Source organism: Sphingomonas sp. 35-24ZXX, assembly GCF_000786215.1.
GTDB lineage: Bacteria > Pseudomonadota > Alphaproteobacteria > Sphingomonadales > Sphingomonadaceae > Blastomonas.
Map to the genome: position 1 here is coordinate 334474 of NZ_JROG01000004.1, position 19767 is coordinate 354240.

At 64.3% G+C, this 19767-nt stretch carries 24 protein-coding genes; 10 read left to right on the forward strand and 14 right to left on the reverse strand.

Annotated elements, in window-relative coordinates:
• Nucleotides 1–85 precede the first annotated feature (85 nt).
• Genes LI72_RS09745 through LI72_RS09755 form a run of 3 tightly spaced genes read left to right on the forward strand, consistent with a single transcriptional unit; the run spans nt 86 to nt 2234 of the window.
• Nucleotides 86–1648, forward strand: a complete 1563-nt coding sequence (locus tag LI72_RS09745) for a replicative DNA helicase (protein WP_231562421.1) — start codon at nt 86–88, stop codon at nt 1646–1648.
• Nucleotides 1649–1705: 57 nt separating this feature from the next.
• A complete protein-coding gene (locus tag LI72_RS09750) occupies nt 1706–1951 on the forward strand; it encodes a type II toxin-antitoxin system ParD family antitoxin (RefSeq protein WP_033925692.1) in 246 nt (81 codons plus the stop codon).
• The gene (locus LI72_RS09755; RefSeq protein WP_033925693.1) at nt 1944–2234 is read left to right on the forward strand and encodes a type II toxin-antitoxin system RelE/ParE family toxin; all 291 of its coding nucleotides are present in this window, start codon (nt 1944–1946) and stop codon (nt 2232–2234) included. The genes LI72_RS09750 and LI72_RS09755 overlap by 8 nt, the downstream gene beginning before the upstream one ends.
• A gap of 1 nt (nt 2235) precedes the next feature.
• Here the strand turns inward: LI72_RS09755 and ubiG are convergent, their stop codons facing one another.
• Nucleotides 2236–2985 carry a bifunctional 2-polyprenyl-6-hydroxyphenol methylase/3-demethylubiquinol 3-O-methyltransferase UbiG gene (ubiG, locus tag LI72_RS09760; RefSeq protein WP_033926253.1) on the reverse strand — a complete coding sequence of 250 codons (750 nt, stop codon included), beginning with the start codon at nt 2983–2985 and terminating at the stop codon, nt 2236–2238.
• Between the two features lie 70 nt (nt 2986–3055).
• Here ubiG and LI72_RS09765 point away from each other — a divergent pair, with 70 nt between their 5' ends.
• Both LI72_RS09765 and LI72_RS09770 read left to right on the forward strand, forming a co-directional pair.
• Nucleotides 3056–4318 carry an aspartate kinase gene (locus LI72_RS09765; RefSeq protein WP_033925694.1) on the forward strand — a complete coding sequence of 421 codons (1263 nt, stop codon included), beginning with the start codon at nt 3056–3058 and terminating at the stop codon, nt 4316–4318.
• Nucleotides 4319–4320: 2 nt separating this feature from the next.
• Nucleotides 4321–5325, forward strand: a complete 1005-nt coding sequence (locus tag LI72_RS09770) for an NAD(P)H-dependent flavin oxidoreductase (RefSeq protein WP_033925695.1) — start codon at nt 4321–4323, stop codon at nt 5323–5325.
• A gap of 16 nt (nt 5326–5341) precedes the next feature.
• Here the strand turns inward: LI72_RS09770 and LI72_RS09775 are convergent, their stop codons facing one another.
• Nucleotides 5342–5587 carry a hypothetical protein gene (locus tag LI72_RS09775; RefSeq protein WP_052129702.1) on the reverse strand — a complete coding sequence of 82 codons (246 nt, stop codon included), beginning with the start codon at nt 5585–5587 and terminating at the stop codon, nt 5342–5344.
• Nucleotides 5588–5647: 60 nt separating this feature from the next.
• Nucleotides 5648–6268 (reverse strand): LysE family translocator, encoded by a 621-nt coding sequence (locus LI72_RS09780; RefSeq protein ID WP_033925696.1) that lies wholly within the window; start codon nt 6266–6268, stop codon nt 5648–5650.
• Between the two features lie 63 nt (nt 6269–6331).
• Between LI72_RS09780 and LI72_RS09785 the strand changes: the two genes are divergently transcribed.
• Genes LI72_RS09785 through LI72_RS20300 form a run of 3 tightly spaced genes read left to right on the forward strand, consistent with a single transcriptional unit; the run spans nt 6332 to nt 7446 of the window.
• Entirely contained in the window at nt 6332–6826 is a 495-nt protein-coding gene (locus LI72_RS09785; protein ID WP_033925697.1) for a DUF2505 domain-containing protein, read from the forward strand.
• Nucleotides 6827–6853: 27 nt separating this feature from the next.
• On the forward strand, nt 6854–7258 hold the full coding sequence (locus LI72_RS09790) for a GFA family protein (RefSeq protein ID WP_033925698.1): 405 nt from the start codon (nt 6854–6856) through the stop codon (nt 7256–7258).
• A gap of 20 nt (nt 7259–7278) precedes the next feature.
• Nucleotides 7279–7446 (forward strand): hypothetical protein, encoded by a 168-nt coding sequence (locus tag LI72_RS20300; protein ID WP_197051867.1) that lies wholly within the window; start codon nt 7279–7281, stop codon nt 7444–7446.
• A 60-nt stretch (nt 7447–7506) separates the two neighbouring features.
• Here the strand turns inward: LI72_RS20300 and LI72_RS09795 are convergent, their stop codons facing one another.
• Together LI72_RS09795 and LI72_RS09800 are read right to left on the reverse strand one after the other, a co-directional pair.
• The gene (locus LI72_RS09795) at nt 7507–7935 is read right to left on the reverse strand and encodes a cupin domain-containing protein (protein ID WP_033925699.1); all 429 of its coding nucleotides are present in this window, start codon (nt 7933–7935) and stop codon (nt 7507–7509) included.
• Nucleotides 7932–8756, reverse strand: a complete 825-nt coding sequence (locus LI72_RS09800) for an SDR family NAD(P)-dependent oxidoreductase (protein WP_033925700.1) — start codon at nt 8754–8756, stop codon at nt 7932–7934. Before LI72_RS09800 ends, LI72_RS09795 begins: the two co-directional genes overlap by 4 nt.
• 156 nt (nt 8757–8912) lie before the next feature.
• On the opposite strand from LI72_RS09800, the gene LI72_RS09805 reads away from it, so the two are divergent.
• Together LI72_RS09805 and LI72_RS09810 are read left to right on the forward strand one after the other, a co-directional pair.
• Nucleotides 8913–10052: a beta-ketoacyl-ACP synthase III gene (locus LI72_RS09805; protein ID WP_033925701.1), complete on the forward strand. Its 1140-nt coding sequence runs from the start codon at nt 8913–8915 to the stop codon at nt 10050–10052.
• A gap of 4 nt (nt 10053–10056) precedes the next feature.
• The gene (locus LI72_RS09810) at nt 10057–10644 is read left to right on the forward strand and encodes a GNAT family N-acetyltransferase (RefSeq protein ID WP_052129703.1); all 588 of its coding nucleotides are present in this window, start codon (nt 10057–10059) and stop codon (nt 10642–10644) included.
• 114 nt (nt 10645–10758) lie between these two features.
• Here the strand turns inward: LI72_RS09810 and LI72_RS09815 are convergent, their stop codons facing one another.
• From LI72_RS09815 to astD, 9 genes are all read right to left on the reverse strand, one after another.
• Nucleotides 10759–12804: an amidohydrolase family protein gene (locus LI72_RS09815; RefSeq protein ID WP_033925702.1), complete on the reverse strand. Its 2046-nt coding sequence runs from the start codon at nt 12802–12804 to the stop codon at nt 10759–10761.
• A gap of 124 nt (nt 12805–12928) precedes the next feature.
• Nucleotides 12929–13399, reverse strand: coding sequence for a hypothetical protein (locus tag LI72_RS09820; RefSeq protein ID WP_052129704.1), 471 nt, complete (start codon nt 13397–13399; stop codon nt 12929–12931).
• Nucleotides 13400–13639: 240 nt separating this feature from the next.
• Nucleotides 13640–14047 (reverse strand): BLUF domain-containing protein, encoded by a 408-nt coding sequence (locus LI72_RS09825; protein WP_052129705.1) that lies wholly within the window; start codon nt 14045–14047, stop codon nt 13640–13642.
• A gap of 81 nt (nt 14048–14128) precedes the next feature.
• Nucleotides 14129–14947: a phosphoadenylyl-sulfate reductase gene (locus LI72_RS09830; RefSeq protein WP_052129706.1), complete on the reverse strand. Its 819-nt coding sequence runs from the start codon at nt 14945–14947 to the stop codon at nt 14129–14131.
• Nucleotides 14944–15381 (reverse strand): DUF934 domain-containing protein, encoded by a 438-nt coding sequence (locus LI72_RS09835; protein ID WP_033925703.1) that lies wholly within the window; start codon nt 15379–15381, stop codon nt 14944–14946. The genes LI72_RS09830 and LI72_RS09835 overlap by 4 nt, the downstream gene beginning before the upstream one ends.
• Complete coding sequence (locus tag LI72_RS09840) at nt 15374–17008, reverse strand: nitrite/sulfite reductase (protein ID WP_033925704.1); 1635 nt, start codon at nt 17006–17008, stop codon at nt 15374–15376. The genes LI72_RS09835 and LI72_RS09840 overlap by 8 nt, the downstream gene beginning before the upstream one ends.
• A gap of 4 nt (nt 17009–17012) precedes the next feature.
• A complete protein-coding gene (locus LI72_RS09845; RefSeq protein ID WP_033925705.1) occupies nt 17013–17303 on the reverse strand; it encodes a DUF2849 domain-containing protein in 291 nt (96 codons plus the stop codon).
• Nucleotides 17300–18115 (reverse strand): uroporphyrinogen-III C-methyltransferase, encoded by an 816-nt coding sequence (gene cobA, locus LI72_RS09850; RefSeq protein WP_033926259.1) that lies wholly within the window; start codon nt 18113–18115, stop codon nt 17300–17302. The genes LI72_RS09845 and cobA overlap by 4 nt, the downstream gene beginning before the upstream one ends.
• A gap of 112 nt (nt 18116–18227) precedes the next feature.
• Nucleotides 18228–19637: a succinylglutamate-semialdehyde dehydrogenase gene (gene astD, locus LI72_RS09855; RefSeq protein WP_033925706.1), complete on the reverse strand. Its 1410-nt coding sequence runs from the start codon at nt 19635–19637 to the stop codon at nt 18228–18230.
• Between the last annotated feature and the right edge of the window lie 130 nt (nt 19638–19767).

A 19767-nucleotide genomic window follows, 5' to 3' on the forward strand; every position in this document is an offset into this window, starting at 1 on the left:
GGCGGTTCGCTGTCCCCGGCCTTGTCCACACGATTATTGGCACCAATGCCTTGCGCGCCACAGCGGCAACGGCGAATATGGAGGGATGGCCCAAGATACGCTCCTCCAGTCCGCACCCCCGCCCGCGCTTCCCCCGCAGATCGCAGCGCCTGTGGCGCGTGACACGCCCGAGGCCAAGCTGCCGCGCAATATCGAGGCGGAAGCGGCCTTTCTGGGGGCATTGCTGATCGACAACCGCATCGCCGAAGAGGTGGGCGCGCGGCTCAAGGCCGAGCATTTCTTCGAGAGCGTCCATCAGCGGCTGTACGCGCAGATCATGCGGCTGATCGACAAGAACGTGACCGTGACTCCGGTGACGCTCAAACCGTTCTTCGAGACCGATGCCGGGCTCGCGGAGCTGGGCGGCATGCGCTATCTGGCGCGGCTGACCGGCGATGCCGGCGGCCTGATCGGTGCGCGCGACTTTGCCGAGCAGATCTACAATCTGGCGCTGCTGCGCGAGCTGGTCCAGGTCGGGCGGACGCTGGTCGACAAGGCGATGGACACCAGCGAGGAGGTCGACCCGCTCAGCCAGATCGAACAGGCGGAAGCGGCGCTCTACAATGTCGCGCAGGGCGAAGGCGATACCAGCGGCGCGGTGCATTTCAACGTCGCGGTCGGCGCGGCGCTGGGCATGGTCGAAAAGGCGCTGAACAGCGGCGGCCATGTCTCGGGCGTGACCACGGGCCTGACCGATCTCAACGCCAAGATCGGCGGCCTGCACCCGTCGGACCTTCTGATCCTCGCGGCCCGTCCCGGCATGGGCAAGACCTCGCTCGCCACCAACATTGCGTTCAACGCCGCCTCGCGCTGGCGGCTGGACAAGGCGGCAGGGATTGCCGACGACAAGAATGTTGGCGCGAAGACCGCGTTCTTCAGTCTGGAAATGTCGTCCGACCAGCTCGCCACGCGTATCCTCGCGGAACAATCGCGGATCAGCTCGGAAAAGCTGCGCATGGGGCAGATTGCGCGCAACGAATTCCAGCGGCTCGTCACCGCCTCGCAGGAGTTGGAAGACCTGCCGCTGTTCATCGACGACACGCCGGGATTGACCATCGCAGCGCTGCGCGCCCGCGCCCGTCGGCTGAAGCGCAAGCATGACATCGGTTTCATCGTCGTCGACTATCTTCAATTGCTGCAGGGTACCGGCCGCAACGAGGGCCGCGTCAACGAGATTTCGGAGATCAGCCGCGGCCTGAAGACGCTGGCGAAGGAACTGCAGGTGCCGGTGATGGCGCTCTCGCAGCTCAGCCGCGCGGTCGAAAGCCGTGAGGACAAGCGCCCGCAGCTGTCCGACCTTCGCGAATCCGGTTCGATCGAGCAGGACGCCGATATCGTGCTGTTCATCTATCGCGAGGAATATTACCGCCTGATGGTCAAGCCCGACGGTCCGATCATGGACCCCAAGACCGCGGCGGACGAAGAGATCAACCAGAAATACCAGGAGTGGGAAGACAAGTTCAGCCCCACTGCCAATAAGGCGACCGTCATCGTCGCCAAGCAACGCCATGGCTCTACCGGCAACGTCCAGCTGCGCTTCGAGAGCGAGATCACCAAGTTCAGCGATCTGGCACGCGAGGATTATCTGCCCGGCGGGTTTGACGAATAGGACCGGGTTCGCCATATTGCACCAATAGTATGACGACTTTCCGGTGGGGTTGAGCAGATGGCGACAGTCCGCAAGACGATAACTCTGACAACGCAGCAAGACGATTGGATCGCTGCACAGGTCGCCGCTGGCAGTTACACCAACGACAGTGAGGCGATCCGCGATCTCATTCGGCAGGCGCAAGCGCGGCACCGCGAAACCGAAGCCATCCAGGCCGCGCTGATCGAAGGTGAACAAAGCGGCGAGCCGGAGCCATTCGATTTTGGCGCATTCAAGCAGCGCAAATTGAAGCAGCATGGCTGACTATCGGCTGAGCCCAGCGGCCCAGCGCGATCTTGACAGCATTTTCGACTATACGGTCGCCGAATGGGGTCTGGCGCAAGCAACAGACTATACCGACCTGATTGAGCAGACCTGTGCGGCATTGGCCGTGGCGCCGCTGAGGGCAGCGGCCTGTGACTCGATCCGCAAGGGCTATCGCCGCCGAAGCGTGGGGCGCCACATCATCTATTTCCGCGTGACGGCGACCGGTATCTCCATCGTGCGGATCCTGCATCAAAGGATGAGCGCGGCAGATCAGTTTTGAATTACGCCCGCACCACCGTCATCAGATAGTTCAGCGCCAGGTTGTCGCTGAGATGCAGGCCCTTGAGCGGATCCCAGGCGATGCCGCGCGTGTCGGTGACGGTGAGGCCGGCCGCGACCAGCATCTCGGTCAATTCCTCGGGCGTCAGGAACTTGTGCCAGTCGTGCGTGCCGCGCGGCACCTGGCCCAGCCGTTCTGCCGCCTCGACCAGCATGATCCGCGACATGGCGGTGCGGTTCGGGGTGGAGAGCAGCATCAGCCCCCCGGGTGCAAGCGCCCGCTCGAGCGCAGCGACGAACGCTGCGGGATCGGTGACGTGCTCGATCACCTCCATCGAGGTCACCAGGTCGAAGGTCTCACGCTCCAGCGTCTCGATATCGGCGTTGCGGTAGTCGATCTCCAGCCCCACCGCCTCTGCATGAGCGCTGGCAGCCGCGACATTCTCTGCCGCCGCATCCAGCCCAATGACCTTGGCCCCCAGCCGGGCGAGCGGCTCTGTCAGCAATCCTGCGCCGCAACCGACATCGATCGCGCTCCGGCCCGCCAGCGGTTTGCGTGCCGCCCCCGCATCGGCCCAATGGCGGTCGATCGCGCTGCGGATATAGGCAAGGCGCACCGGGTTGAGCTTGTGCAGCATCGCCGATTCGCCCTTCGGGTCCCACCACTCGGCCGCCAGCCGACCAAAATGCGCCGCCTCTTTCGGGTCGATGGTACCGCTACGTGTTTCGACAGTTCCGGTGCTTGCGTTCATCATGGGGCCTCTCTATGGCAGCGCCCGACTATAGGGGCGAACATCGCATAAGGGAAAGCACGAACGGGCAATGGCACGGATCGTCATGAAATTCGGCGGCACTTCAATGGCCGGGACAGAGCGCATCCGCAGGGTGGCGCGCATCGTCAAGCGCCAGCAGGATGCCGGGCACGAGGTGGCCGTGGTCGTCTCCGCGATGGCAGGCGAGACCGATCGGTTGGTCAATTTCTGCCGTGAGGCCAACCCGCTTTATGACCCGGCGGAATATGATGTCGTCGTCGCCAGCGGCGAGCAGGTAACCAGCGGCTTGCTAGCGATCGCGCTGCAGGCGCTAGGTGCGCAGGCGCGCAGCTGGCTGGGCTGGCAGCTGCCGATCAAGACCGTCGAGGCGCATGCCAAGGCGCGCGTCGACAGCATCGATGCCGACGCCTTGATTGCCGAAATGCAGAAGGGCGTCATTGCCGTCATCCCCGGATTCCAGGGTGTCAGTGACGAGGGCCGGATTACCACGCTGGGACGCGGCGGATCGGACACGTCGGCGGTCGCGGTGGCCGCAGCAGTCAAGGCCGATCGCTGCGATATCTATACCGATGTCGACGGAGTCTACACCACCGACCCGCGCATCGTCGCCAAGGCACGCAAGCTGCAGCACGTGACCTACGAAGAAATGCTGGAGCTCGCCAGCGTCGGGGCCAAGGTGCTGCAGACCCGCTCGGTGGGCCTGGCGATGAAGGAGGGCGTGCGCGTTCAGGTGCTGTCTTCGTTCATCGATGATGATGCGCCTGCGGCCGACACGATCCCCGGAACGATGATCGTCAGCGATGAAGAACTGGAAGGAATGGACATGGAACGCCAGCTGATCACCGGCATTGCGCACGACAAGAACGAAGCCAAGATCACGCTGACCCGCGTGCCCGACAAGCCCGGCGCGGTTGCCAACATCTTCGGTCCGCTGGCGGAAGCTGCGATCAACGTCGACATGATCATCCAGAACGTCGGCCGCGACAAGGGCGAGACCGATGTGACCTTCACCGTGCCCGCCGCAGACCTCGCGCGTTCGATGGACCTGCTGGAAGCGGCTAAGGACCAGATCGGCTTCAACCGCATCATCCCCGATACCAATGTCGCCAAGGTTTCGGTGGTCGGCGTCGGCATGAAGAGCCATGCCGGTGTCGCTGCCACCATGTTCCGCTCGCTTGCCGATCGCGGCGTCAACATCCAGGCGATCTCGACCAGCGAGATCAAGGTCAGCGTTCTGATCGAAGAGGATTATACCGAACTGGCAGTGCGCGTGCTGCACACGGCCTACGGGCTGGACGCGGTCGAGGCGTGACGATGAACCACCCGCTCACCTCCACCGCCATGGCGCGCGGCACCGCCTTTCTGGGCAGCGAGACCGCGATCCTGTGCGGGGCGATGAGCTGGGTGTCCGAACGGAACCTGGTCTCGGCCATCTCGAACGCAGGCGGCTTCGGCGTGATCGCGTGCGGCGCCATGACGCCCGCGCTGCTCGACGCGGAAATCGCCGCGACCAAGCAGCTTGCCACCAAGCCGTTCGGTGTGAACCTGATCACCATGCACCCGCAGCTGATGGACCTGATCGCGGTGTGTGCGGCGCACCACGTCAGCCATATCGTGCTCGCAGGCGGCCTGCCGCCCAAGGGCAGCATCGAGGCGATCAAGGAAGCGGGCGCCAAGGTCGTGTGCTTCGCCCCCGCTCTGGCACTGGCCAGGAAGTTCATCCGCTCTGGCGTCGATGCGCTGGTGATCGAGGGCATGGAAGCCGGCGGCCATATCGGCCCGGTGTCGACCAGCGTGCTGGCGCAGGAAATCCTGCCCGAGGTCGCGCATGAAGTGCCCGTGTTCGTCGCCGGCGGCATCGGCCGTGGCAGCGCGATTGCCGCCTATCTCGAAATGGGCGCATCGGGCGTGCAACTCGGCACGCGCTTTGTCTGCGCGCATGAATCGATCGCGCATCCTGCGTTCAAGAAGGCCTTCCTGCGCGGCAATGCGCGTGATGCCATTGCCAGCGTTCAGGTCGATCCGCGCCTGCCAGTGATCCCGGTGCGAGCGCTGAAGAACAAGGGCACCGAAGAGTTCACCGCCAAGCAGCGCGAAGTCGCCGCCCTGCTCGATGCAGGCGGCATCGACATGACCGAAGCTCAGCTGCAGATCGAGCATTTCTGGGCGGGCGCACTGCGCCGTGCGGTGATCGATGGCGATGTCGAGAACGGATCGGTGATGGCCGGTCAGTCGGTGGGCATGGTCACCCGTGAGGAAAGCGCTGCCGAGATCATCGCCACCCTGATGGACGAGACCGAGGCAGCGCTGGCCCGCTGAGACGGTTTGCCTCGGCTCAGTTTGGGTTGGCAGAGGGGAGGGGCTCGGTCCCTGCGGGCGGTTCGGCCGGTTCGGAAATCGATTCCGAGGGCTCTGGCGTGGCGTTTTCAGGACCTGTCGCCGCGCCCGTCATCCAGATGATGCTGAGCGCAAGGATGGCCAACCCCGTCGAGATCAGCAGCACATAACGGACGATCCCGCGCTTCTGGCCGCCGCTGGCTTCTTCGCTGTTCATCTCAACTTCTTCGCCGTGTCTGATCATGGCCAACCTCCTCTGGAATATAGATCACAGGTACGGGAAGCGGGCCGAAACGTTCCGCCGCTACCCGGTCGGCAAGGCCGAGGTGAACAGGAACCACAGCGCGACGGTGCCCAGCCCGATCGCCAGAAAATGCCGCGTATGCGTCATTCGCCCCGGTTGATTGAGCAAGGGGTGGAGGTGCGCTGCCAGCAGCACGATGGTCAGATGAACGGCCGTCGCCACCGCCACGCTGATGGCGGTCAGGCCCAGCCCATAGGCGAGATGCGCCCCCGTTTCCGGCACGAACCGCGGAACGATGGCGACATAGAACAGCGCAGCCTTGGGGTTGAGGATGTTGGTGATCAGCCCGCGGCGGAAATGCCGGACCCCGGACGACCCCGGCAGAGGTGTTCCGGCAGGCGAGGTTTCGGCCTCTCCGCGCCATGTCTCCCAGGCGAGATAGAACAGATAGGCGGTGCCCGCCCAGCGCAGCGCATTCCAGAGCCTGGGGTCAGTCGCCACCAGGGCAGCCAGTCCGAGCGCCGCCGCTGCGCCGATCATCGTCAGGCCCAACGCGACGCCTGCCACCGCAGCCAGCCCGGCACGCCTGCCGCTACCCAGCGTCAATGCCGCCAGATAGGCCATGTTCGGCCCCGGCGTCAGTTCGATCAGCAGCACCGTGGCAAGATAGCTTGTCAACATCGGCCAACAGCCTAGTCTGCTGACCAACAAGCGCAATGATCGCCGTCAAGGAGAGCCGCCGGGATGTTGAACCGCGAAGAGTCGCATGTCTTTGTCCATCCCATCGAGCATGTCGTGGCCTGCTGGACCGACGAGGCATTTTTGACCGCGATGATGCAGGATCAGGGTTCGCGCGATGTGGTGGTGGCGGTCGAGCGGCCCGAGCTGGGCCTCATCCACATCACCATCACGCGCCAGGTCCCCGTCGATGCGCCGATGATGATCCGGTCGGTGATCGGATCGTGGCTCAGCCTCACGCAGCGCGATGTCTGGCAGCAGCAGGCCGATGGCAGCTGGATCGCCATCAGGGACGCCAAGCCCAAGGGATTGTCCGCTGAGGGCCAGGCCCAGCTCAAGCTGACGCCGGATGCGGAAGGTGGCACGCAGTGTGCAGCGGTGGTGAGGGTGCAATCGCGCGCGCCGATGGTCGCCGCGATGGTCGAGACGCTGATGCTCGAAGACAGCACGCGGCTGCTGAAGCAGGAATTCGGCGCCATCGATGCTTCGGCCAGCGCATAACAGATCAGGAAGAGGGGAGAGCGAAAGATGACAACGACCGGGGGATGCCTGTGCGGGGCGGTGCGCTATGAAATCGAGGGAGAGCCCCTGCTGACCGCGGTCTGCCATTGCCGCAACTGCCAGAAGCAGGCGGGCAGCGCGATGTCGGTGCTGATCGGGGTGCGCGACGCGCAGATCGCAATCACCGGCGACCTCACCACCTATCAGGACACCGGCGAGAGCGGCGACCCGGTCTATCGCCGCTTCTGCGGCACGTGCGGCTCGCCGATCCTCTCCGACCTGCCCAGCCAGCAGGGTCTGCATTTCGTGAAGGCCGGCACGCTGGATGATGTGACGGCGCTCGATCCCAAGATGCACTTCTGGACCGCAAGCGCGCAGCCCTGGGTGCGCTATGCCGACGATGCCGTGAAGTTCGACAAGACACCGGGCTGACGTCGTGACGGTCACGTTGAATGGCCAGCTGCAAAGCCTTCCCCCTTGATGGCGGAGGGTCGGGTGGGGGTGATCTCACCGGGTTGCGCGAAACCGCGCTGGCGTACGACAGCACCCAGACGCACCATCACCCTTACCGCTGCGACTATGGCAGCAAGCTGCCAAGTCTCGCTGCCTCTCCCATCTAGGGAGAGGCAAGGGTGTGGAAGAGCTCACCACTTGAGAAGAAGCGCCTTCATCAATCCGGTTTACCCCGGCTCCCAGCCCGGCTCGGCGAGCACGAAGCCGCTGAATTCGAAGCCGGGTGAGACCATGCAGCTGACCAGCGCCCAGCCGTGCGACGCGCGCGCGGCCTGCCAGTGGCGGGGCGGGATGACGAACTGCGGTGCCTCGCCCGCGGCGAAATCCGCGCCCAGCCGGTGCCATTCGACTGGCCCGGCGTCACCCGGTGCGGTGCCCAGATCGATGGCATGGCCAGCATGCCAGCACCAGATCTCGGTCGCATCGACCGTGTGCCAGTGCGATTGCTGGCCCGCCTCGAGCAGGAAGTAGATCATCGTCTCGCTCGCCCGGCCATCGGCGCCCGCAGGGCCGCGCCAGGTCTCGCGATACCAGCCACCTTCGGGATGCGGGGCGAGGCCCAGCGTGGCGATCAGCGCGCGCGCCTCGTCGCTCATTCGGCCAGCGCCTCGTCGCGCTTGGCCGCCATCTGTCCGCCCATGGCGCCCACCATCTCGAACAGCTTGACCGGATCGCTCATGCGCAGCTTGGCGATCATCTCTTCAATGCCTTCGGCCACCAGAATTTCGGCATCCCCCGCATCAATGCCCTGCAGGATGCGCGCGGCGCATTTGGCCGGATCCATGCCGTTGGCGATCGCGCTGTCGGTCTGGCCATGTGCGCTGCCATCGCCGGACAAGGCGTTGGCAGAGACTTCAGTGCGGATCGATCCGGGCAGCACGGTGTGCACCTTCAGCCCGTAATGCACCTCGGTTTCGGATCGCAGCGCGTCGAGATAGCCGATCAGCCCATGCTTGGCGGCGCAATAGGCGGTGCGCAAGGGCACGCCGGCGCGGCCCGCGACCGACGATATGCCGACGATCAGCCCGCTCTTGCGCCCGGTCATGTGCGGCAGCAGCAGCTGGGCCAGCCAGATCGGGGCCAGCAGATCGACCGCGATGATCCGGTCATACACATCGAGCGCGCTGTCCACGGCGAGCGCGCGCTGGCTGATTCCGGCATTGTTGATCAGTCCATCGACCCGGCCCTGCCAGCCGATCGCCTGCTCGACGATGGCGGGTAGCGCCTGCTTGTCGGTGGTCTCGAATGGCAGAACGAAACTTGGCGTCGGCAGCCGATCGGCGACCGCCTGTAACGCATCGGTGCGCCGTCCCGAAAGGATGATCTGCGCGCCGCGCGCGGCAAAGGCCTCGGCCAGCGCCTCGCCGATGCCCGATGACGCTCCGGTGATCCAGATGACCTTGCCTGTATATTCCATGTGCATCCTGCTCCTGTTCGGTCCGGGGTGCATCAAAGAGCGCCAGGCCGCGAACGGCAAGCAAAAAGGCGGGTGTCCGGAGCCCCCTTGCCATTGGCGTGTTGCCGCAGTAAGACGCCCACCCGCTCCAGCTATAGTGCAGGACCCTACGGTTTCATGACTTCCGCTTACGCCCATGCCCGCCCGGTGATCTCTTCGACCGGCCTTTTCACCCCTGCCGACAGCATCAGCAATGAAGAGCTGGTCGCCAGCTTCAACGCTTATGTTGCGCAGCATAATGCGCAGCATGCGGCTGCCATCGAGGCGGGCGAGATGACGGCGCTTCAGCCTTCCTCGGTCGAGTTCATCGAAAAGGCGAGCGGCATCAAGGCGCGCAAGGTGCTCTCCAAGGCCTCGATCCTCGATACCGAGGTGATGTGCCCGCGCTTTGACGAACGCCCCAACGAGCAGATCTCGGTGCTCGCCGAGATCGGCGTGGCGGCGGCGCGCGATGCGCTGGCGCGTGCCGGGCGCGATGCGAAGGATGTGGATGCGGTGCTGGTCGCGTGCTCGAACCTGCAGCGCGCCTATCCCGCCATTGCGATCGAGGTGCAGGATGCGCTGGGTATCGAGGGCTTCGGATTCGACATGAACGTCGCCTGCTCGTCAGCGACCTTCGGCATCCAGACCGCTGCCGATTTCATCCGCGCCGGCAACGCGCGCTCGGTGCTGGTGGTGAGCCCGGAAATCTGTTCGGGGCATCTCAACTGGCGCGATCGCGACAGCCACTTCATCTTCGGCGATGTCGCGACTGCCGTTCTCGTGGAGGACGCGGACTTCGCGCCCGCAGCCCATTGGGACATCCTGGGCACGCAGCTCAAGACGCGCTTTTCGAACAATATCCGCAACAATTTCGGCTTCCTCAATCGCACCGCGCCGGATAGCCGCGACGATGCCGACAAGCTGTTCGTCCAGGAAGGCCGCAAGGTGTTCAAGGAAGTGGTGCCGATGGTCGGCGAGCTCATCACCGATCACATCGCCCGGCTGGGGATCGCGCCCGAGCAGCTGCGCCGCCTGTGGCTGCACCAGGCCAATGCCGGGATGAACCGGCTGATCGCGCAGCGCGTGCTGGGGCATGAGGCGAGCGAAGACGAGAGCCCGACGGTGCTTGATACCTTTGCCAATACCTCCTCGGCCGGATCGATCATCGCCTTCCATCTCAACCATGAGGACCTCAAGCCCGGCGATACCGGCCTGATCTGCTCGTTCGGTGCGGGCTATTCGGCAGGCTCGGTGGTGATCCGCAAGGCGGCCTGATACGATGGCGGTGACGGTCGAAACGCTGCCCACCGCCCGGATCGGCGAGGCCATCGACGCGCTCGCCCGGATGCGGATCGCCGTCTTTCGCGAATGGCCCTATCTCTATGAGGGCGATGCCGGTTACGAGCGCAGCTATCTCGCCGATTTTGCCGCTGCGCCGGATGCGGTGCTGGTGCTGGCGCGCGATGGCGATACGATCGTCGGCGCGGCGACCGCATCGCCGATGACCGCGCAGAGCGCCGAGATCCAGGCGCCATTCGCTCGTGCAGGCAAGGACACGTCGGCAATGTTCTATTTCGGGGAGTCGGTGCTGCTGCCGGGCTATCGCGGGCAGGGCATCGGCCATGCGTTCTTCGACCATCGCGAGGCCGGCGCCAGGGCCGCAGGCGCTTCGGTTGCCAGCTTCTGCGCGGTGCAGCGCCCAGCCGATCATCCGCTGCGCCCGCAAGGCTATCGCCCGCTGGACACCTTCTGGGCCAAGCGCGGCTATGTGAGGGTCGAGGGGCTGACCACCCGTTTCGACTGGCTCGACATCGGCGAGGCGCGGGAGACAGCGCACGTCATGCAGTTCTGGGCGAGGACGCTCTGATATCCTCGTTCTCCGGTGAAAGCCGGAGGCCGGAGCGTCTGCTGTGCCATCCCGCCCCGTGACTCCGGCTTTCGCCGGAGACCGGGATCGGGAACAGCCTGTTTGCTTGCCCCATTATTCCTTGGGCATCTTCACCTTGGGCTTGGTGGCGAACGGCTTGATACCGAATTCGGGATAGACCTCGCTCGGGTAATAGAAGACGCCATCCTTGGCGACCATGCGGATCGCCTTGATCGCTTTGAGGTCCTTGGTCGGGTCGCCCTGGATCAGGAAGAAATCGGCATATTTGCCCTTTTCGATGCTGCCCAGCGACTGATCCTGCTTGAGATATTGCGCCATGTCATAGCTCGCGCGGCGCAGGATCTGCGCCGGGGTCATCCCCGCCTTCTGGTAGAGTTCGAGTTCCCGGTGATAGGTGAAGCTGCCGCCCATATCGGTGCCGGGGATCAGGAAGATGCCGGCCTCGTGCATCTTCTTGATCGTGGCGGCGACCTGATCGAACGCCCCGCGATAGGCGGTGTCGTCTGCCGGGCTGGCGATGTTGGCCCAGGCCTGCTTGGCGCTGCGCTGGACCCCGGTGGGCATGTGATCGACATAGTCGGTCATGCCGGGGTTGATCTTGCCGTTGCGCGACAGCAGCAGCGATTCATGGATGGCGAAGGTCGGGTCGATCGTGACCTTGTTGTCGACCATCGCGCGGATCGTCGTGTTCACTCGCCCGCTGTTGAGATCCAGCCCCGGCAGCCGCTTGAGCGCGGTCAGGCGCAGCAATGTGCGCGTGTCCTCGCCCGGCTCGAGCACCCAGCCCAGCATCACCTGGTTGATGTGCGTCATCTCGTCATAGCCGGCCGCGATCATCGCATCGGCATTGGTGAAGGCAGGAACATGGCCCATGACGTGCAGGCCCAGCGCCGTGGCTTCCTTGACCAGGGCCGGAATCCACTCGGGGTTCATGCTGTTGTAGATCTTGATCGCCTGATAGTCGCGCGCAGCATAGAAGCGCGCGGCATCCAGCGCTTCCTGCTGGCTGCTTACCAGCTTGCCGTTGTTCGAGCTGAACGGGCTCTTGCCCTCGATAAAGCCCGACTTGGTGATCCGCGGTCCGGCCAGCACGCCGCTCTCGATCCGCTCGACCAGGCCATCGAGCACGTCGATCTCGTTGCCCATGTCGCGCACCGAGGTGATGCCCGCCAGGATGTTGAGCATCGCGTCTTCCTGGCCGATATGGCCGTGCATCTCGTACAGGCCGGGGACCAGCGTTCCGCCATCGCCATCGATGGTGATCTCGCCTTCGGTTGCCGGGCTATTGACCGGCAGCACAGCGGCGATGTGGCGACCGCGCACGACGACACTCCTGGGCTCGGTCAGCGCCATCGACACCGGGTCGAACAGCCGCACATTGGTGATGCGCACCGGGGCCTTGTAGACATTCGCGGCCTTGGCCTGCATCTTGACGAAACGCTCGGTCGAATATTTGACCGCCAGATCGCGCAGCTTGATGTCTTCGCCTTCGAAGCCCTTGCGCACGAAGACCGCGCGCGGGGAAATCGCGGCGAACAGCGCGCCCTTGTCGTCGAGCAGGAAATAGCCGGGGTCGAGGTCATTGCCCGACAGCGCATAGGCAGTGACGGTCATCGCGCCGGCGGTGCCGCTGACCTCAACCTTTTCCAGCTCGGCGAGGCTCAGCGCGCCGCCGGGCAGCGCGGGGATCGACCGGTCGTCATCGGCGAGCAGGGCGCGGGCGTAAAGCCCGGCCGACCAGGGGCTGCCTTCCTGCGCGACATAGATCGCCGCGCCCTTGGGCTTGGCGGTGCCGCTGCCGGTGGAATCGGTCCAGCGCGCGGTACCGCGCTGCATGGAGAAGCTTTCGTTGATCGCATTGCCGAAGGTGGAATTGCCGGTGATCTTCCAGGCGACCGGCATGCCCTTGGCATCCAGCTTCAGCTCTTCCTTCATCGTCGGGCCGCGCCCATTGTTCTTGTAGTCGTAATCGATCTTCACCGTGTCGCCGCTGCGCACGACATCGAGATGCCCCACGCGGGTGCCGCCGATGATCACGGTGAAGTTCTCGGCTCCATCCTGAGCAAGCGCTGGCGTGCAAAGTGGCGCGATGGCCAGGGCCAGCGCGATGGAACCGAATTTCAAACTGCGAGCGGCCATGGCCAGTCCTTCCCTGCGAAGATTTTTATCTGCGCGGACAATGGGCTAGCAGGCGCGCCATGGCAAGCGGGCAGCGCAGGCAAATCCTCCCCAGGCCATGCCCGGGGAGGATGCCAGAAGGACGTCAGCCCGCCGGATTGCCCCGGGCGATGCTGAGCTCCGCCATCAGGGCGTTGCGGTCTTCTGCGGCCACGGCGAGCACATGCTCGCGCACCTCATCGGCGCGGCGTGCGATGGCCCTGTTGGCCTGGTCCTTGCCCTGCGCGCAGCGCCCGTTGGTCGATCCCTCGATCAGCTTGGTGGGCACCAGTGTCCGCACGACATGGCTGCCTTCGCCGGCCGGCGCCTGCAGATGGCGCTCGACGGCGATTTCGGCTTTCCACAGGCAACGCGCGGTGCTGGGGCGATTGGGCGGCATGTTGCCGATCTGACGGTAGCTGACGAACGTCTTGGGCTGGTAGACTGCGGTCACCTGCCGCTCGCCATGGGGCACCTCGACCTCGTGGCGGATGTCCTGGAAGTCCGATGCGACTGCGGGGAAGCTCAATCCTGCAACTGACAATGCCGCGATGGTTGCGGCCTTTATGATTTTCATTGTGTGTCCTTTCCAATGGATGTTTGCATTGGTCGGGATGCGCGGGTTTTCTGATCGAAAGACCGGGCCGAAAGCCCGGGATGGTACGCATCCCGTAGCGGTCCGACATCACGCAGCATTTAACAATGTTGCGTCAGAGGGGCCCGGCCCGCTGATAGCGAACATGAGGATAGCGTCCGCCGCTGTCAACCGTCGACGCAACAAAAGAAATGCTGCGCAGCATTTTGCCGCGGCAGACGATCAGATGTTGCGGGCGAACGCCGTCAGTTCTGCGCGCAGATTGGGATGAGCGTCGGCGACCTTGGCGCAGATGGTTTCATAAAGCGCGCTGTCGGTGGGGCCGGTGCCGTCGCGATAAGCCATCGACCAGTCGCCGAATTCGCGATGGGCGATCGTGCGGCGCGCGAGCACGACCTGGGCACGATGACGCGGGTCAAGATTGATCCGGTCATAGGTCGCCTCGACAGCCTCCACCGGGCCTTCGAGGACCTGGAGGAACCGTTTGCCGTTGAACATCAACATGCCGGTGATGTCGTTCGCCTGATTGTTCCGCCGCGCCGATGCCAGGATCGACGACAGGCTCGTATCCGCCGAGGGCGTGATCGTGCTGATATACAAAAGCTGCACGAGTGGATTTTTGTCAGACATGATCTATCCGTACAAAAAATGGGTTTAATGCCAAGTAAAAACCTTCTTTATTTGCCGTCCGAAACAAGCTGTTACAAACCGTCAGAATACAGGGTCGTTCGCGCCATTGTCATCTTCGCTGCCGGGCAGCGTGGAAACATCGCTGTGGATGCCGCACTCGGTCTTGTCCCAGCCCTTCCAGCGGCCCGAACGGGGGTCTTCGCCGGGCGCCACCTTGCTGGTGCAGGGAGCGCAGCCGATCGAGGGATAGCCCTGCGATTCGAGCGGATGACGCGGCAGGTCGTGCTCGGCGAAATATGCATCGAGCATGTCCTTGGTCCAGCTGGCCAGCGGATTGAGCTTGAACCGGCCCTGCGCGTCGCTGGTGTCGATCTCGAAGCGCGGAAGCCCCTGGCGGGTGGCGGACTGGAAGCCCTTGCGCCCGGTGATCGAGCCGTCATAGCTGAGCAAGGCCTTGGCCAGCGGGCGCACCTTGCGGATCTCGCAGCAGCCATCGGGGTCGTACGACCAGCGCAGGCCGTTGGCATCCTGGCCCGCCACCTCATCGGCCTCGGGAGTCAGCAGGATCAGATTCGTAAGGCCCAGCCGTTCGACCAACGTATCGCGATAGGCCAGGGTTTCGGGAAAGTGCTTCTGCGTGTCGAGGAACAGTACCGGCAGCGACGCGTCGATGCTGGCCACCATGTGCAGCAGCACCGCGCTCTCCGCTCCGAAGGACGAGACCACTGCCAGATCGCCCACCAGTCCGTCGCGGATGACGATGCGCATCATCTCGGCGGTATCGGTGCCGCGAAACATGTTGTTCAGCCGGATCGCGTCACTCTCGGTAAAGCGCGGCTTCAGATCGATCTGGTCGCGCACGCGCGAGCCCGTCGACGCGGGGGTGTCGATCTGCCTCATGATGCCACCGGATGACGCTTGGCCCAGATCGCGGCAACGCCGTCGCTGGTCTTCTGGTAGAAGTCGGGGAAGAAGCCTTCTGCCGCCTTCACATCGTCGACGTTGAGCGGCTTGTTCGGTGCGAAGCTGTCAAAGCCGCAGCGCCGCAGAAAGACGAACTGGTCGACCAGCACATCCCCGGTCGCGCGCAGTTCACCGGCATAGCCCGCCTCGCGCAGGATCTGCGCGGACGAAAAGCCACGGCCATCGCCGAATGCGGGAAAGTTCACCTCGACCAGCCGCAGCTGGTCCAGATGCGGCAGCAGAGCGCGCACATCCTCGCCCGGCTCGATGCGCACGGCAGCAGCGTTGGTGCCGCCGGTGAATTCGGCAAACGTCACGGCGGCGTCGGCAACGGCGGGTTCATCGCGGTAGATGATCTGGACTTCAGCCATAAAGCGCCTCCTTGAACGGTTCCATGCCGATGCGGCGATAGGTGTCGACGAAGCGCTCGCCCTCTTCGCGCGCGCCGAGGTACACATTGGTCACGGTCTCGACCGCGTTGACGATGCCGTCTTCGTCGAAGCCGGGGCCGACGATCTTGGCGATCGAGACGTCTTCCGCCGCCGATCCGCCGAGCAGCAGCTGGTAGTTTTCGACGCCCTTCTTGTCGACGCCCAGGATGCCGATGTGCCCGGCGTGGTGGTGGCCACAGGCGTTGATGCAGCCCGAAATCTTGAGCTTCAGTTCGCCCAGGTCACGCTGGCGACCGGTGTCGGCAAACCGCTCGGAGATCTTCTGCGCGACCGGGATCGAGCGGGCATTGGCGAGGCTGCAATAATCTAGCCCGGGGCAGGCGATCATGTCACCGATCAGGTCGAGATTGGCGCTGGCCAGGCCTGCGGCATCGAGCTTCTGCCAGATGGCGTACAGATCAGCTTTGCGGACATGCGCCAGCACGATGTTCTGCGCATGGGTGACGCGCAGTTCGTCAAAAGCGTACTCGCTGGCAAGGTCGGCCATCAGGTCGATCTGGTCGGCGGTGGCATCGCCGGGGATTCCGCCAGTGGGCTTCAGGCTGATGGTGAGCGAGACATAGCCTGGTGTCTTGTGCGGGTGCGTGTTCTGGTCGACCCAAACGGCGAAGTCGGGATCCGCCCTGTCGATATCGTCGCTCAGGCCCTGTTCGAAGGCGGGGTCGGTGAAATACGCGCTGATCCGCTCGAGCTCCGCCACCGGGGGATTGAGCCCGAGCGTCTTCATGTGCGCGAACTCTTCCTCGACTTGGGCGCGGTATTCGTCCGCACCCAGCTCGTGGATCAGGATCTTGATGCGCGCCTTGTACTTGTTGTCGCGGCGGCCATAGCGGTTGTAGACGCGCAGGCACGCCTCGGTATAGCTGATCAGCTCTTCGGCGGGCACGAATTCGCGGATGCACGGCGCGATCATCGGGGTGCGGCCCATGCCGCCGCCGACAAAGAACTTCGCGCCCAGCACGCCGTCGGCGTTCTTCACCAGCTCGATGCCGATATCGTGCAGCCGCATCGCGGCGCGGTCGCTGACCGAGGCGATCACCGCGATCTTGAACTTGCGCGGCAGCAGCTGGAATTCGGGGTGGAAGGTCGACCACTGGCGCAGCAATTCGGCCCAGGGACGCGGATCGGCGATCTCGTCCGCGGCCGCGCCTGCGAACTGGTCCGAACTGATGTTGCGGATGCAGTTGCCGCTGGTCTGGACCGCATGCATCTCGACCGTCGCAAGATCGGCGAGAATGTCTGGCGTCTCTTCCAGGTTGATCCAGTTGTACTGGATGTTCTGGCGGGTGGTGAAATGGCCATAGCCCTTGTCGTACTTGCGCGCGATGTGCGCCAGCATGTGCATCTGCTTGCCCGACAGCGTGCCATAGGGGATCGCGACGCGCAGCATATAGGCATGCAGTTGCAGGTAGAGGCCGTTCTTCAGGCGGAGGTGCCGGAATTCCTCTTCGGGCAGGCTGCCATCGAGGCGGCGACGGACCTGATCGCGAAACTCCGCGACACGGGCATCGACCATCGCCTGATCATAGGTGTCGTACTGGTACATGGGGTCAAACCTTCAGGATCGGGATGCTGGTGTTGATGGCAAGGTCGGGGCGAACAGTGGGGCCGAAGGCACGCACGCGCTCCTTGATGTGCAACGGCATCGGTCCCTGATCGGTCTGCTTGCCATCGACGATATAGGGAACGTTGACGCGCAGCGCGGCCTCTTCGCGCTTGAGAATCGCTTCGGCCTCGTCGCCGGCGTCTGCGCTGTCGGCCAGATGGCGCGACCAGCGGGTGTCGCCCGCCCACCAGATGACATCTCCGGTCTTCAGGTCGTTGCCGGTGAGGATTTTCATGCCAAAGACTCCGTCAAAGGTGCTGGCTCCAGATGCTGGGCAAACAGGGTGGGAAGGCAATCGGTGGCGCGGGCACGGGTCACCACATCGCCGATCACGATCAAGGCCGGGCTGATCACCGCTTCGCGGGCGATCATGGGGCCCAGATCGGTAAGCCATGTGCGCAAGGTGCGCATGTCGGCGCGGGTGCCCTTTTCGAGCACCGCCACCGGCGTGTCGGGCGACAGACCGTCGGCGATCAGCTTTTCGGCGATCGCATCGCCGGTGGCGACACCCATGTAGATGACGAGCGTGCGGCCCTTTCCGGCGAGGCCGGACCAGTCCTGCTCGGTCAGGCCCTTGCACTGGCCGGCAACGAAAGTGACCGCGCTTGACAGATCGCGGTGGGTCAGCGGCAGCTGCGCGGCTGCGGCGCTGCCATTGGCGGCGCTGATCCCGGGGATGACTTCGACGGGAACACCGGCGGCGCGGCAGTCGTCGACCTCTTCGCCGCCACGCCCGAAGATGAACGGATCGCCGCCCTTCAGCCGCACGACATCATGGCCCTTGCGGGCCTCGGCGATCAGCAGCGCGTTGATATCGTCCTGCGGGAGCGTGTGGCGTGCGCGCTTCTTGGCGACCGAAATCAGCCGCGCATCGGGGCGGGCCAGCGCCAGAATGGCATCGTCGACCAGGCCGTCATGCACGATCAGCGATGCGCGCGCGATGATCCGCGCGGCCTTGACGGTCAGCAGATCGGGGTCGCCGGGGCCTGCGCCCACCAGCCAGACGGTGCCGATCGAGCGGTCGTGATGTTCGTGCGAATGCGTCATGCCGTTGGTCCTTTCCAACGGTGCATCTGGTCCGTGCGCCCCCGACATGCAAAGCAGAAGCGCTTGGCCGGGGGTTAGTTTTGCTTTTTGGGGCGGGTCGCCTGCCCGGCGTTCAGTCCGATCGCAGACCGATGCCGATGGTGGCGCGGGGCTGCTCCATCTCGTTCGATACGACCGGATAGGCGCAATAATCAGCCGCATAATAGGCGCTGGCGCGGTGATTGCCGGACAGGCCGACGCCGCCAAACGGAGCCTTGGACGAGGCGCCATTGGTCGGCCGGTTCCAGTTGACGATGCCCGCCTTGATGTTCGCCCAGAACTGCTTGTAATGCTGCGGACTGCCACCGACCAGCGCTGCGGAGAGGCCAAAGCGCGTGTTGTTGGCCTCGTTGACCGCTTCCTCGAACGATCCGACCTTCACCACCTGGAGCAGAGGTCCGAACAGCTCGACATCGGGCCGTTCCTTGACGTTGGTAACGTCGATGATGGCGGGCGAGAGGAACGGCAGATTGTCGTCCAGCCGCACCAGATGCTTGATCGCGCGGCCACCGTTGCTGAGATAATAGAGGAAGCTTTCGGTCAATCCGTCGGCGGCCTGGTTGTCGATCACCGGGCCCATGAACGGCTGCGGATCGTCAAACGGCTTGCCGACGATCAGCCGGTCCGCCAGCTTCTTGGTCTCGGCCATAATCGCGTCATAGATGGTATCGCGCACGATCAGCCGGCTGGCGGCCGAACAGCGCTGCCCGGCAGACGTGAAGGCCGACTGGATGATCAGCGTCGCGGCATCGGCGATGCAGGGCGTATCCCAGATCACCATCGGGTTGTTGCCGCCCATTTCCAGCGCAACGATCTTGTCCGGGCGGCTGGCCAGCGTGCGGTTGATCGCGATGCCCGTGGTGGCAGATCCGGTGAACAGCACGCCATCGATATCGTCGTGGACGACGAGCGCCTTGCCTTCGTCGGCCGCGCCGACCAGCAACCGCACTGCGCCTTCGGGAATGCCTGCCTGGTGCATGCATTCGACCAGCATGGCGCCCACGGCAGGCGTCTTTTCCGAGGGCTTGAACACCACGGTGTTGCCGGCAATCAGCGCCGGGATGATATGGCCATTGGGCAGGTGCGCGGGGAAGTTATAGGGCCCCAGCACGGCCATCACGCCATGCGGCTTGTGGCGCAGCGCCATCGTGCCGCCCAGCGCGCTGTCCAGCTTGCGCTGCGAGGTGCGCTCGGCATAAGCGGCGACTGAAATATCGACCTTGGCGACGACGGATTCGACCTCGGTGCGGGCTTCCCAGAGCGGCTTGCCGGTCTCGCGCGCGATGAGTGCGGCAAAATCCTCGGACCGGGCGCGCACCTGATTGGCAAAGCGGCGGCACAGCTCGATCCGCTTGGTGACCGCCATGGCGACCCATTCCGGGAATGCCGCGCGGGCGCGGGCCACCTCTCCATCGACATCGCCATGCTCGCCGGCCCACAGACGGGCTCCGGTAGCAGGTTCAAAGGAAACTAGCTCAGGCAAATAACACGCTTTCTGGCGACACGTTTTTTCTGACCGGCAGGTCGGCCCCCGATATGCCGGCTGGCGCGAGCGATAGCAAGGAATGCCGGGCGCGAAAACTATTGAACCACGGTGTGACACATTTTCGCTG

Bases quoted from the DNA above. Each gene is read 5' to 3' on its own strand.
- LI72_RS09795 (WP_033925699.1), bottom strand. From the start codon at position 7,935: ATGAGCGACGAGGCGCGCGCGCTGATCGCCACGCTGGGCCTCGCCCCG.
- LI72_RS09805 (WP_033925701.1), top strand. From the start codon at position 8,913: ATGACTTCCGCTTACGCCCATGCCCGCCCGGTGATCTCTTCGACCGGC.
- LI72_RS09765 (WP_033925694.1), top strand. From the start codon at position 3,056: ATGGCACGGATCGTCATGAAATTCGGCGGCACTTCAATGGCCGGGACA.
- LI72_RS09845 (WP_033925705.1), bottom strand. From the start codon at position 17,303: ATGAAAATCCTCACCGGCAACGACCTGAAGACCGGAGATGTCATCTGG.
- LI72_RS09815 (WP_033925702.1), bottom strand. From the start codon at position 12,804: ATGGCCGCTCGCAGTTTGAAATTCGGTTCCATCGCGCTGGCCCTGGCC.
- LI72_RS09785 (WP_033925697.1), top strand. From the start codon at position 6,332: ATGTTGAACCGCGAAGAGTCGCATGTCTTTGTCCATCCCATCGAGCAT.
- LI72_RS09800 (WP_033925700.1), bottom strand. From the start codon at position 8,756: ATGGAATATACAGGCAAGGTCATCTGGATCACCGGAGCGTCATCGGGC.
- LI72_RS09820 (WP_052129704.1), bottom strand. From the start codon at position 13,399: ATGAAAATCATAAAGGCCGCAACCATCGCGGCATTGTCAGTTGCAGGA.
- LI72_RS09750 (WP_033925692.1), top strand. From the start codon at position 1,706: ATGGCGACAGTCCGCAAGACGATAACTCTGACAACGCAGCAAGACGAT.
- LI72_RS09790 (WP_033925698.1), top strand. From the start codon at position 6,854: ATGACAACGACCGGGGGATGCCTGTGCGGGGCGGTGCGCTATGAAATC.
- cobA (WP_033926259.1), bottom strand. From the start codon at position 18,115: ATGACGCATTCGCACGAACATCACGACCGCTCGATCGGCACCGTCTGG.
- LI72_RS09810 (WP_052129703.1), top strand. From the start codon at position 10,057: ATGGCGGTGACGGTCGAAACGCTGCCCACCGCCCGGATCGGCGAGGCC.
- LI72_RS20300 (WP_197051867.1), top strand. From the start codon at position 7,279: ATGGCCAGCTGCAAAGCCTTCCCCCTTGATGGCGGAGGGTCGGGTGGG.
- LI72_RS09745 (WP_231562421.1), top strand. From the start codon at position 86: ATGGCCCAAGATACGCTCCTCCAGTCCGCACCCCCGCCCGCGCTTCCC.
- LI72_RS09835 (WP_033925703.1), bottom strand. From the start codon at position 15,381: ATGGCTGAAGTCCAGATCATCTACCGCGATGAACCCGCCGTTGCCGAC.
- LI72_RS09780 (WP_033925696.1), bottom strand. From the start codon at position 6,268: ATGTTGACAAGCTATCTTGCCACGGTGCTGCTGATCGAACTGACGCCG.
- LI72_RS09755 (WP_033925693.1), top strand. From the start codon at position 1,944: ATGGCTGACTATCGGCTGAGCCCAGCGGCCCAGCGCGATCTTGACAGC.
- LI72_RS09770 (WP_033925695.1), top strand. From the start codon at position 4,321: ATGAACCACCCGCTCACCTCCACCGCCATGGCGCGCGGCACCGCCTTT.
- LI72_RS09840 (WP_033925704.1), bottom strand. From the start codon at position 17,008: ATGTACCAGTACGACACCTATGATCAGGCGATGGTCGATGCCCGTGTC.
- LI72_RS09825 (WP_052129705.1), bottom strand. From the start codon at position 14,047: ATGTCTGACAAAAATCCACTCGTGCAGCTTTTGTATATCAGCACGATC.
- ubiG (WP_033926253.1), bottom strand. From the start codon at position 2,985: ATGAACGCAAGCACCGGAACTGTCGAAACACGTAGCGGTACCATCGAC.
- LI72_RS09775 (WP_052129702.1), bottom strand. From the start codon at position 5,587: ATGATCAGACACGGCGAAGAAGTTGAGATGAACAGCGAAGAAGCCAGC.
- LI72_RS09830 (WP_052129706.1), bottom strand. From the start codon at position 14,947: ATGAGGCAGATCGACACCCCCGCGTCGACGGGCTCGCGCGTGCGCGAC.